The 12,694-nt window shown below is 43.4% G+C and carries 10 protein-coding genes; 4 read left to right on the top strand and 6 right to left on the bottom strand.

Translation table 11 applies throughout. The annotated features are described in order from the left end of the window. Positions 1–218: 218 nt before the first annotated feature. The 3 genes from Xkoz_RS15830 to pepN all read right to left on the bottom strand — a co-directional run bounded on the left by Xkoz_RS15830 (position 219) and on the right by pepN (position 4,824). Positions 219–770, bottom strand: coding sequence for a cell division protein ZapC (locus Xkoz_RS15830; protein ID WP_099143031.1), 552 nt, complete (start codon positions 768–770; stop codon positions 219–221). Between the two features lie 158 nt (positions 771–928). Beyond that, complete coding sequence (gene pyrD / locus Xkoz_RS15825; RefSeq protein ID WP_099143030.1) at positions 929–1,939, bottom strand: quinone-dependent dihydroorotate dehydrogenase; 1,011 nt, start codon at positions 1,937–1,939, stop codon at positions 929–931. Positions 1,940–2,205: 266 nt separating this feature from the next. After that, positions 2,206–4,824 (bottom strand): aminopeptidase N, encoded by a 2,619-nt coding sequence (gene pepN, locus Xkoz_RS15820; RefSeq protein ID WP_099143029.1) that lies wholly within the window; start codon positions 4,822–4,824, stop codon positions 2,206–2,208. A gap of 325 nt (positions 4,825–5,149) precedes the next feature. Here pepN and pncB point away from each other — a divergent pair, with 325 nt between their 5' ends. From pncB to Xkoz_RS15800, 4 genes are all read left to right on the top strand, one after another. Beyond that, the gene (pncB, locus tag Xkoz_RS15815; protein WP_099143028.1) at positions 5,150–6,364 is read left to right on the top strand and encodes a nicotinate phosphoribosyltransferase; all 1,215 of its coding nucleotides are present in this window, start codon (positions 5,150–5,152) and stop codon (positions 6,362–6,364) included. Positions 6,365–6,587: 223 nt separating this feature from the next. Then, positions 6,588–7,988, top strand: a complete 1,401-nt coding sequence (gene asnS / locus Xkoz_RS15810) for an asparagine--tRNA ligase (RefSeq protein WP_099143027.1) — start codon at positions 6,588–6,590, stop codon at positions 7,986–7,988. A 308-nt stretch (positions 7,989–8,296) separates the two neighbouring features. Beyond that, on the top strand, positions 8,297–9,406 hold the full coding sequence (locus tag Xkoz_RS15805) for a porin (RefSeq protein WP_099143026.1): 1,110 nt from the start codon (positions 8,297–8,299) through the stop codon (positions 9,404–9,406). Positions 9,407–9,647: 241 nt separating this feature from the next. After that, on the top strand, positions 9,648–10,838 hold the full coding sequence (locus Xkoz_RS15800; RefSeq protein WP_099143025.1) for an amino acid aminotransferase: 1,191 nt from the start codon (positions 9,648–9,650) through the stop codon (positions 10,836–10,838). Positions 10,839–10,911: 73 nt separating this feature from the next. On the opposite strand, the gene Xkoz_RS15795 is transcribed toward Xkoz_RS15800, so the two are convergent. The 3 genes from Xkoz_RS15795 to Xkoz_RS25960 form a co-directional block, all read right to left on the bottom strand. After that, on the bottom strand, positions 10,912–11,544 hold the full coding sequence (locus tag Xkoz_RS15795) for an MBL fold metallo-hydrolase (RefSeq protein WP_099143024.1): 633 nt from the start codon (positions 11,542–11,544) through the stop codon (positions 10,912–10,914). A gap of 43 nt (positions 11,545–11,587) precedes the next feature. Then, entirely contained in the window at positions 11,588–12,136 is a 549-nt protein-coding gene (mepK, locus tag Xkoz_RS15790) for a peptidoglycan L,D-endopeptidase MepK (protein ID WP_099143023.1), read from the bottom strand. A 313-nt stretch (positions 12,137–12,449) separates the two neighbouring features. After that, a partial coding sequence (locus Xkoz_RS25960; protein WP_208615283.1) for a transposase occupies positions 12,450–12,694 on the bottom strand: 245 nt, incomplete at its 5' end.

Raw genomic sequence — 12,694 nt, 5'->3', positions numbered from 1 at the left:
AGTAGTAGTGGAATTGAAATCAGGCAGTATAATATAAGCAGTCAGTTATCTATCTGGTTTTTAATATCTATCTTGTTAATTTTAATAAGATTTTTATTATTGCATTTTTAAATAAAAAATAGATATGGAAGAAAACCATCCCATTGATTGACATTGTAAATGTATTTGATAGCGTGTGGACAATGATGTGAGTAGGAAGAATATTATAAATACAATAACTAAATCGCCCGATCATATATTGATGTCGGCGCAGGCTCAATATAAGGCATTATGCGATCATTCATAACCTTAATGGGATCACAAAAATTCATTACCCGATCATGCAGCGCTAACTTTTGCTGTGCCAGCAGGCACAAACTGGCATTGTCACCCACTTCTGCGACCATAAACAGCGCCTCAGTGCCACTATCTTGTAATTTAAACTGAATAATTTCACCCTGTTCTGGTTTTTCTACTAAAGAAATAGGGGAGAAATACCAGCTCTTAGGCATTAGTGGTTTCATAAAACGTAACGCAACCACCCCATTCAACGCTAATTCAGCCCTAAGCGCCGGAGCCATGTTAATACGACGTAAATGTTCTTCGAAGGTGTAAAAAAACGCAGCATCATCAACCGAGAATGACATTTCTTTCATTGTAACAGCGTAATCAGTCAACATCTTAACGGGAAAACAGGAACGAAAAACCATGCCATTAGCAAGATCGAGCATAACTCGACTATGCTCAGGATCGAAATACCAGCGCCACTGATCATCAGGTCTAATTTTCATTGATTACCCTTTTATGCTCAAAATAGCTTTTTTGGTTAAAAATAAGTATTACCACCGAAATAACAAAGTTAAAATAAATGATAAAATTTAATCTATATGACAAAATATAGACGAATTGGGGACAGAAATAAACCCCTGCCCCAAATTACGGTAAATGTTTAGATATGATCAATAATATCTTTGATAAGTTTTGGCCCTTTATAGATAAAACCAGAATATATCTGAATTAATGAAGCGCCTGCTTCCATTTTTTCTCTGGCTGCAACAAGTGAATCAACTCCACCCACACCAATAATCGGTATTTCACCTTTTAATTCTTGCGAAAGGCGGCGGATAATCTCGGTACTGCGCAATTGTACAGGACGCCCACTCAATCCGCCTGCCTGCTGGCAATGATTCAATCCTGCGATAATTTGTCTGTCCAATGTGGTATTTGTTGCAATAACACCATCAATATGATGACGAATTAAACTATCAGCAATTTTTATTAATTCCTCTTCTGAAAGATCAGGAGAAATTTTAACGGTAACAGGAACATATTTTTGGAACTTTTTCTGAAGCTCATTTTGCTTGTTTTTAATCGCAGATAAGAGATCATCCAGTGCATCACCATACTGTAATGTCCTCAAACCCGGTGTATTGGGGGAAGAAATATTAATAGTGATATAACCTGCATGGGGATAAATTTTATCCATGCAAATTAAATAATCCTCTTTTCCATTCTCGACCGGCGTATCTTTATTTTTACCAATATTGATCCCGATGATCCCATCATATTTTGCGCACTTAACATTCTCAACCAGATTATCCACCCCAAGGTTATTAAACCCCATCCGGTTGATGATCCCTTCTGCTTCAACCACGCGGAATAATCTTGGCTTATCATTTCCAGCTTGTGGACGTGGTGTCACTGTACCAATTTCAACAAACCCGAAGCCCATCGCGCCAAGCGCATCAATGCAATCACCGTTTTTATCAAGGCCAGCGGCTAAACCAAGTGGATTTTTAAAAGACAACCCCATGCAAGTCACGGGCTTAGTGGCAACGGATTGGCGGATAAGAAATTCGAAAGGCGTACCGGTGACGCGTTTGAGTTGGCGGAAAGTCAGCTCATGTGCCTGTTCAGGATCAAGCTGGAATAATGCTTTCCGTACTAGAGAATAACACATTTAAATTAACCTATTTTTTTACGAGCGAGTTTTTATGATCGCGTTTTTATAATCAGTTACGTGGGAATTGTCAGTTATACGTTTTGAATTGTGCGCAATCCCATACATATATCATTGTGCGTTGTGGCAGCAGGAAGTGAGCGCTAATTTACCATCATATGAGTCAACAAAAAAGCCCCCTTCATAAGCAGGCAAAAATAAACCCCGTTTAAAACAACAGGGTTTATTGGCGAACCTGGCTTCTCCGGCCAGAGCCGGAGAATATGTTAACTTTCAAGTGCCTTGGTAATTTTCTCGAACAGATCACCAGACAAGTTTTCTAAACCTTTCAACTGTTCCAGTGCATTACGCATCAAAGCCTGACGTTTCTCATCGTAACGTTTCAGACGGATCAACGGATCAATCAAATGTGAGGCGACTTGAGGATTGAGGCTATTCAGTTCGGTGAGGACTTCCACCAAAAATTGATAACCGCTACCATCTTCAGCATGGAAAGCCACCGCATTTTTACTAAAGAAGATCCTCAAGAGTGAATAAACACGGTTTGGATTACTCAGGCTGAAAGAACGATGCTTCATCAGATCACGTACTTTATCAAGCACATCGAAAGCTGGATTGGTCGCTTGCAGCCTGAACCATTTATCCATGACCAAACCATTCTGATGCCAGCGCTGATCAAATTCATCCATTAATTGATAACTGCAAGGCAATTCAGCAGATACAGCCGCAGACAAAGCAGCGATACTGTCAGTCATGTTATCAGCGTGATAATATTGTGCCGCCACTAATTGGTCAGCCAACTCTTTGTTATCAGTAAAGGCCAAATAGTAGAGGCAGGTATTACGCAAATCGCGTTTCGCAATATCTTTATGCTCCACGCGGTATGTCCCTGTATGCAGGCTGTGATATACCGCAGAAAACTCATCCACCATCTCATTAGCGAGTACCTTCGTCATGACGCGAATGACGTCATGGATAGCTTGCGGATCGACCACCGTAAACAGTTCTGCCATTTCATTTTCAGACGGCAAAGTCAAAATCAATGCCGCCAATGCCGGATCGATATTTTTATCCAACAGTACAGCACGGAAAGCATCAATGACGTGCATTGGCAATTCCAGTGGCAGCGATTTTCGGTTACGGACAACGTTTAGCTTCACATAATTGATGAACAATGTCCGGGCGGCATCCCAACGGGAAAACGCATTGCGTGCATGTTTCATCAAAAATGAAAGTTGTTCATCACTGTAGGGATAATCCAGTTTCACCGGCGCAGAAAACTCACGCAGTAAAGAAGGAACAGGCTGTGCTGAAACATCGTCAAAAACAAATGATTGCTCTGCACTGATGACATTCAAAACAGGATGTACAGGTTGGCCATTGCGACGCAGTGGGATCGCCTTTCCTTGTGCATCATACAGTTCAATGTCCAGAGGAATGTGCAGGGGATGTTTTTCTTTCTGATCTGCCGTTGAGGGTGTCAGTTGGCTAACATGCAAAATATATTGTTGTTTTTCTGCATCGTATTCATCACGGACAGTCAATACCGGTGTGCCAGATTGGCTATACCAGCGGCGGAAAAGTGTCAAATCGACATTAGAAGCGTCTTCCATCGCCTGAACAAAATCATCACAGGTCGCGGCGCTACCGTCGTGACGGTGGATATAAAGCTGCATACCCGCCTGAAATTGTTCTTCACCCAATAAGGTGTGGATCATCCGAATCACTTCTGCGCCTTTTTCATAGACGGTCATCGTATAGAAGTTATTCATTTCCATCACCTGATCGGGACGAATAGGATGCGCCATAGGGCTGGCATCCTCAGCAAACTGGGCAGAACGCATAACACTTACGTTCTTAATACGGTTAACCGAACGTGAACCTAAATCAGAACTGAATTCCTGATCACGGAACACGGTCAGCCCCTCTTTCAGGCTTAACTGGAACCAGTCACGGCATGTAATGCGGTTGCCTGTCCAGTTATGGAAATATTCGTGTCCGATCACCGCTTCAATGGCAAGGTAATCTTCATCGGTTGCCGTTTCCGTTTTTGCCAGCACATATTTAGAATTGAAAATATTCAATCCCTTGTTCTCCATCGCCCCCATATTGAAGAAATCAACGGCGACGATCATATAGATATCAAGGTCATATTCCAAACCAAAGCGGGTTTCATCCCATTTCATCGCGTTTTTCAACGATGTCATCGCCCAGTCAGCACGATCCAAGTTGCCCCGGTCAACAAACAGTTCCAATGCAACCTCACGTCCACTGCGGGTCACAAACGTGTCACGCAGGACATCAAAATCCCCCGCAACTAATGCGAACAAATAAGCCGGTTTTGGGAATGGATCTTGCCATTTTACCCAATGACGCCCATCTTCCCGCTCTCCCTGATCAATACGGTTACCATTGGAGAGCAGGAATGGGTACTGAGATTTATCCGCGGTAATGCGAGTTGTAAAACAAGCCAGAACATCGGGTCGATCCAAATAATAAGTAATATGACGGAATCCTTCTGCCTCACACTGGGTACACAAAGCATCGCCAGAGACATACAGCCCTTCAAGTGCCGTATTTGCGGTCGGATTAATTTCATTGACAATTTTCAGGCTGAACTGGGCTGGGAGTTGCTCAATAAGCAACTTTCCATCCAGCTCCTGATAATGTTCCCACCCTTTATCATCGATATAGAGGCCTTTTAAGGTGAGGTTTTCGCCATCCAAAACCAGTGGGGTAATGTCATTAATCTGACGTTTTACCTGGCTGATTGCCGTCACTGTTGTTTTCTCAGCATCCAGCTCAAAATCGAGATCAATGTGAGTAATTGTGTAATCTGGTGCTGTATAATCCAGACGGTGTTTAACGAGTCGCTGTTGTGTCATAGGGAACCTTTTCCATTATTTTTAACAAGCATAAACGCTGCCATAGAGAAACTGTCCTTTCAATCAATAAGTTTCTTTTTTAGATGTTAATAACTTATTAAATAAAGGTATAAGTGATGTGATCGATATATTAGTGCTTTCGTGCGAATTGTCATCTCATATCTCATTTAACATGATATTATCTATAAATGGATTAACCTTATCTTTAGATTCGGGAAAATATATGCAGTTATATCGCTTTAATAACCCAATAATCACGGTATACTCTCCCGACTTTATCGATTTAGCTGACACGAATATGCTCCGCGAGGATGCCTGACGCGCCATGACTTTAGACGCTACCCCGATTATCAAATCGCTGCTTGATACTGATGCCTATAAGTTTCACATGCAGCAAGCAGTGTACCACCATTACAACGATATTCCTGTTGTTGCAGAATTTCGTTGCCGTGGTGACGAGCTGCTCGGAGAATACGCCGAGCCATTACGTCATCAAATTGACATGATGGCAGACTTAACATTGACAGAACGTGAAGTCGATTATCTTTCCCGCCTCCCGTTCTTTAAAGAGGATTACCTTAACTGGTGCAAGACATTCCGCTTTAATCCTAAACAAGTAGACGTTTCTGTTACCCATGAAGGGCAATTAGCCATCCGTATTTCCGGTTTATGGCGCGAAGTTATCTTATGGGAAGTGCCTCTGCTTGCGTTGATCAGCGAATTGGTTCATCGTCATCGCTCACCTGAAATAACGCCCGAAGATGCCGTTATTCAATTGAGAAAATTGGTCGAATTGTTTTATCAAGACGCCGCGGAAAAAAATATCGACCTATCCGGTTTTAAGTTAATGGATTTTGGTACTCGCCGGCGTTTTTCACACGCAGTGCAATATGCCATTATCAATGAATTGAAAAATAGCTTCCCTTATTTGATCGGGACCAGCAATTATCAACTGGCCGAACAGCTTGATCTTTCACCTCTCGGTACACAAGCCCATGAATGGTTCCAGGCTCACCAACAAATTAGCCCGGAGCTGGCCAATAGCCAGAGGGCTGCGCTGCAAACCTGGCTCAATGAATACCCAAACCAGTTGGGCATCGCCTTGACGGATTGCATCACGATGGATGCTTTTTTGCGGGATTTTGACAAACCATTAGCAACGGCTTACCAAGGTCTGCGCCATGACTCCGGTGATCCTATCGAATGGGGGGAAAAAGCCATCGCTCATTACCAATCACTGGATATCAACCCAATGACAAAAACATTGGTGTTCTCTGACAGCCTGGATCTACAAAAAGCATTGGCACTGTATCAGCATTTCCATAAGAGAATTAATGTGGTTTTTGGTATTGGCACACGATTGACCTGCAATATTCCGGGCATAAGGCCACTCAATATTGTTATCAAACTGGTCGAATGCAATGGCAAACCCGTGGCAAAACTTTCGGATAGCCCCGGCAAAACCATCTGTGAAGATGATGAATTTGTCAATAAGTTACGCCAGGCATTCGATATTCCTTATATAGAGAAAGCGGTATAGAAAAACGGCATAACCTGGCTAAATATCTTCTGCGTAACCGGCTTTATGCGGGTTACGCAAATAAAAAACCCCTTTTCCCTCCTTTTCCGCATTAACACCCGCAATTTCCACTTGTTTCCTGAGAGATGGCAAGTAAGATAGGGGATCTACTCCTGAATTCAGGAGTATTTGGTAAAAATCTATCCCGTTATTAACCCACTATATATAAAAAAGAGAGAAATTTATGAGCGTAGCGCCTGTGGTCGATGTACTGCAAGGCCGTGTTGCGGTTGGCAGTGAAGTCACCGTTCGCGGTTGGATACGTACAAGGAGAGATTCTAAAGCTGGCATCTCATTCCTCGCCGTCTATGACGGTTCCTGCTTTAATCCATTACAGGCCGTCGTTAATAATAATTTACCCAATTATCAGGATGAAGTATTACATTTAACCACGGGATGTTCTGTTGAAATTACGGGTACGGTGGTGGAATCTCAAGGTAAGGGGCAGGATTTTGAATTGCAAGCCACGAACATTGTGATCGTTGGCATGGTTGATGATCCTGATACTTATCCAATGGCAGCTAAACGCCACAGTATTGAATATCTGCGTGAAGTGGCACACCTTCGTCCACGCACCAATTTGATCGGCGCCGTGGCTCGTGTTCGCCATACACTGGCTCAAGCCCTGCATCGCTTCTTCCATGAAAAAGGCTTCTTCTGGGTCTCTTCCCCGCTGATCACCGCATCCGATACAGAAGGTGCCGGCGAAATGTTCCGCGTTTCCACTTTGGATCTGCAAAACCTGCCACGCACAGACAAAGGCGAAGTGGATTTCAGTCAGGATTTCTTTGGTCGTGAGGCTTTTCTGACGGTATCCGGCCAGTTAAATGGCGAAGCCTATGCCTGTGCCTTGAGCAAAATCTATACCTTCGGCCCAACGTTTCGTGCAGAAAACTCCAATACCAGCCGTCATCTGGCCGAGTTTTGGATGGTTGAACCCGAAGTGGCTTTTGCTGACCTGAATGACATCGCTAAACTTTCCGAAGAGATGCTGAAATATGTTTTCAAGGCAGCATTGGAAGAACGCGCTGATGATCTGGCTTTCTTTGCAGAGCGTGTTGATAGTGAAGTTATCACTCGTCTGGAAAAATTTGTTGATTCAGAGTTCGTTCAGTTGGATTACACCGATGCCATTGAAATTCTGGAAAATTGTGGGCAGGCATTTGAAAATCCGGTTTTCTGGGGCGTGGATTTGTCCTCAGAGCATGAGCGTTATCTGGCAGAGAAACATTTTCAAGCGCCAGTGATCATGAAAAACTATCCAAAAGATATTAAAGCCTTCTATATGCGCATGAATGAAGATGGCAAAACCGTTGCAGCAATGGACGTGTTAGCGCCGGGTATCGGTGAAATCATCGGGGGTTCTCAGCGTGAAGAGCGTCTGGATAGGCTGGATCAGCGTATGGAAGAGATGGGGCTGAATAAAGAAGATTACTGGTGGTATCGTGACCTGCGTCGTTACGGCACTGTACCGCATGCCGGTTTCGGTTTGGGCTTCGAACGTTTAGTCGCTTATGTCACCGGCGTTTCCAACGTTCGTGATGTAATCCCCTTCCCACGGACACCAAGAAACGCAAGTTTCTAATGAATCAGCTCAATAAACGAGCTAAAAATCAATCCCGTAAAAAGCCAACGAAAGTTGGCTTTTTTTATTTTATGGCGAAAAGCACACTAAAAAAGTTCCCTGAAATTTACATCTTGAAACATCTATTTTCACTTTGTTACCGATTTTGCACTTTTGTAGCATTTTGCCGGTAGATAAAATTCATTACCAATGGAACACTGGTCGCCGACTAATAAGACACTCGATAGTCAAAAATAGTTCCAAATTTTTTTAGTGTTCTATTTCTGGCAGTGGCAGGTGTCTAGATAACACCAATGAGGGTAATAATAATGAAACGCAATATTCTTGCAGTGGTCATTCCAGCTCTGCTGGTTGCTGGTACAGCAAACGCAGCTGAAATTTTTAACAAAGATGGCAACAAACTGGATCTGTACGGTAAAGTAGACGTTCGTCACCAGATCGCTGATAAAAGAAGCGGCGAAGATGGCGATGCTTCTTACGCACGTATCGGCATCAAAGGCGAAACTCAGATTAATGATCAACTGACTGGTTTCGGTCGTTGGGAATACAACCTGAATGCTAACGGCATCGAAGGTGGGCAAGAGACTAAAACTCGTCTGGCTTTCGCGGGTCTGAAATTCGCTAACTACGGTTCACTGGATTACGGTCGTAACTACGGCGTCAACTACGATATCAACGCATGGACTGACGTGCTGCCAATCTTCGGTGCTGACTCCATGGCTAAAACTGATAACTACATGACCGGTCGTGCTACTGGCCTGTTGACTTACCGTAACACTGACTTCTTCGGTCTGGTTGATGGCTTGGGCTTTGCCGTGCAATACCAAGGTCAAAACAGCGAGCGCACCAAAAATAAACGTAGCGGCGCTACAGCAAATGGCGATGGCTACGGTTTGGCGACCACTTATAACGTAGGTTACGGTTTCACTGTTGGTGCTTCTTACGCTAACTCTACTCGTGCAAACGGTGAATGGAATAATGCTGTTGCTCACGGTAAACGTGCTGAAGCATGGAACATCGGTGCTAAATACGATGCGAACAACGTATACCTGGCAGCAATGTACGGCGAAACCCGTAATCTGACTTCTGCTGACTTTAAAGAGGAGAGCGCCACCTCCTCCCTTACTGCTACTGCTAATAAAACTCAGAACTTTGAAGTGGTTGCACAATACCTGTTCTCTGACCTGGGCCTGAAACCATCTCTGGCTTATGTTCAATCTAAAGGCAAAGATCTGGGTGAAGGTGAAGAACGCTACAGCGCTGATCTGGTTAAATACGTTTCTGTAGGGACTTACTACTACTTTAACAAAAACCTGTCTACCTATGTTGATTACAAAATCAACCTGTTGGACAAAAACGAAGGTGTAGACGCAAACGCTCGCAACGTATTCGGTGTTGGCCTGACTTATCAGTTCTAATGACTGTTGATAAACGGTTTAGCGAAAAGCTAATCAGTCTATCTTAGAAAAGCAGCGCTCCGGCGCTGCTTTTTGCATCTTACTTATCTGTTTTTTCAGGTTCTTTTTTTCACTCCGTAAACCACTTCACAAGATTTTATTCTTTTTGCGACAAGTGGTTGGCAAATCGATCCCTTAAGGTTACCCTGAGCAGCGTATCATTTATTTTGGGCTTAACTCTCCGAGTCTTGGAATCAAAAAAATGTTTGAAAAAATCACAGCAGCGCCTGCCGACCCTATTCTTGGTTTAGCGGACAGCTTTAAAGCTGATCCTCGTGAAAATAAAATTAACTTAGGTATCGGCGTCTACAAAGACGAAACAGGTAAAACCCCTGTATTAACGACTGTTAAAAAAGCAGAGAAATTCCTGCTGGAAAACGAAACGACCAAAAATTATCTGGCCATTAGTGGATTACCTGAATTTGGTCGTGTCACTCAGGAACTGCTTTTTGGCAACACCAGCCCGATTGTCACGGACAAACGCGCCCGTACTGTACAAAGCCCAGGTGGAACCGGCGCACTGCGCATTGCCGCCGACTTTATTGCCAAACAGACCAATGCAAAACGTGTCTGGATCAGCAACCCAACCTGGCCAAACCACAAAGGTGTTTTCGCCAGCGCTGGCTTGGAGATCCGCGAATATAACTATTACAACGCAGAAAAGCATGCCTTGGATTTCGAGGGAATGCTGGCAAGTTTATCTGAGGCACAAGCAGGTGATGTCGTTCTACTGCACGGTTGCTGCCATAACCCAACGGGTATTGATCCCACTACTGAACAGTGGCAGAAACTGGCAGATTTATCTGCGGCAAACGGCTGGCTGCCTGTGTTCGATTTTGCTTACCAAGGTTTTGCCAAGGGATTGGATGAAGATGCGGAAGGCCTGCGTATCTTTACCCGAAACCACAATGAACTGATCGTTGCCAGCTCTTATTCCAAAAACTTTGGCCTGTACAATGAACGTGTTGGTGCTTGCACCATCGTTGCAACAGACAGCGATACCGCAGAAAAAGCATTCAGCCAGGCAAAATCCATTGTGCGCACCAACTACTCTAACCCACCGGCGCACGGTGCTTCTGTTGTGACGACTATTCTGTCCAATGATGATCTGAAAGCAGAATGGATTCAGGAATTGGCAACAATGCGTGAACGCATTAAGCGTATGCGCCAACTGTTTGTGAACACCTTACAAGAAAAAGGTGCGAAGCAAGACTTTAGCTTTATTTGCGCTCAAAATGGTATGTTCTCATTCAGCGGTTTGACGAAAGAACAAGTTGATCGTCTGCGGGATGAATACGGTGTTTACGCGGTGAGCTCTGGTCGTATCAACGTTGCGGGCTTGACACTGGAGAATATGGTTCCCCTGTGTGAAGCTATCGTTGCAGTACTCTAATCACGCCTGATTTTCTGAAAAGCCGCTGACAAAGCGGCTTTTATCTTTTTCACAGCTATTCTTACGAGAACAATTAATCCTGCAAGAATGGGTTTGTTTCCCGTTCATAACCCAATGTTGACATTGGACCGTGGCCCGGTATGAATTGGTACTCGTCCCCCAATGGCAATACCTTTTCCTTAATGGATTGAATTAACTCATCCTGATCCCCACCTGGAAAATCAGTACGGCCAATACTGCCCTTAAACAACACATCTCCCATTGAGATGATCTTATCGGTATGGTTGGCAAGAACGATATGCCCCGGTGTATGCCCCGGACAATGCAAAACAGAGAGTTCAACACTGCCGATTTTCAGTATATCCCCCTCATCTAGCCAACGATCGGGGGTAAAAGAGGGACAGGGTTCAACACCAAACATTTGGCATTGAATTTCCAAGCCCTCTATCCAAAAAGCATCTTCCTTGTGTGGCCCGTAAACCGGCACATTAAAATGCTTAGCAACTTCAACAGTGGCGCCAACATGATCATAGTGACCATGCGTCAGCAAAATTTGGGTCAGTTTCAACCCACGGCGCTCTATCTCAGCAATAAGTTGTTCGGCATTACCACCAGGATCAACAATTGCTGTTTCCTGAGTTTCTTCACACCAAATTAATGTGCAATTTTGCATCGCCCTCGTGACGGGGATAATATGGTATTTCATTATACTGTTTCACTCCACAATCAAGACTCAATCGGTAATAAGATTACCATGTCCTGACCGGGCCTGTATCAATATGAATAAAATTACTCTTTGGATAAAACCCTACGCCCCCTGCCCGCATTCTCAATGCGGCCTTACGAATATGAGCGAGCTGAATGCCATCAATATGGAAATCCATGGCTTGCCCACGGGTATGGTAACTGTGTTTTGCCACCCCACCACTGGCGTGGCGCAACATATTATTTGTCACCAGAGAACGATAACCAGAAACTAATTGAACAGGCTTATTTATTCCCATCATAATTTGCAATAAATAAATTTGATCAAATAATTTCGGGTCAATGGTTGTAACTTTATTTTGACGAAAATCGCGAAATAAGTAATTCAGGCGGGCTAATTCAGATTTATTATACCGATGGCCATCAAAGAATTCAGCTTTGAGTGTTTCTCCGGTATGCAAATTATTGAAGCGTAAAATTCGGGGACGTGATGTTGTCAGTGCAGCTAAAACCGATTGGGGTAATAAACTTAACCCCAATGCGGCCACACTTATGCCGAGCCACTTTCGGCGATTGTGGTCAATGTTATTCATAGTTAATATGCCCTGCTATTCTTTAATGCATTAATATTGTCTAAACTCATTCATAATTTCACTTTTCCGATTAATAAGACATCATAAAACAAAAAGTAGTTTCAATTACTTTGTATGTTACTGTAAATTCATCATCTTAATATTGTGATCTACCTAACATAATTCAAACTATATTCAATATAGCTTGAATTTTAACAACTCCGAATTGTTGACAGAGGTCTTACATATGCATCATAGAAATCTATCCGCAGCCAGAATATCCATTAAGAGTGAAATACAGAGTGAACACATTAGTACATTTATTAATAAGTCCTCAAGAGAAATTAATTGCAAATTTGTCGCCATAACCTGCCAATAGCGTATTTAGCTCATAGTCCATGGTTTCCTGCGTCCAGGTGATAAACCGTCGCCAGTGGTATTTGGCCTGTCTCCAGACGATTTCAATCAGATTCAGCTCTGGGCTGTAGGTGGGAAGGTAAAGTAAAAACAGGTTGTGCTCCTGTAACCCGCGACGTTCTATTTTTTTCTCGATCCCATGGTGAATACGCGCATTATCTA

Origin of the sequence: Xenorhabdus kozodoii, from assembly GCF_002632875.1 — a bacterium.
In the GTDB taxonomy this organism is placed as follows: Bacteria; Pseudomonadota; Gammaproteobacteria; order Enterobacterales; family Enterobacteriaceae; genus Xenorhabdus; species Xenorhabdus kozodoii.
This window is presented reverse-complemented; position numbering and strand designations above follow the sequence as displayed.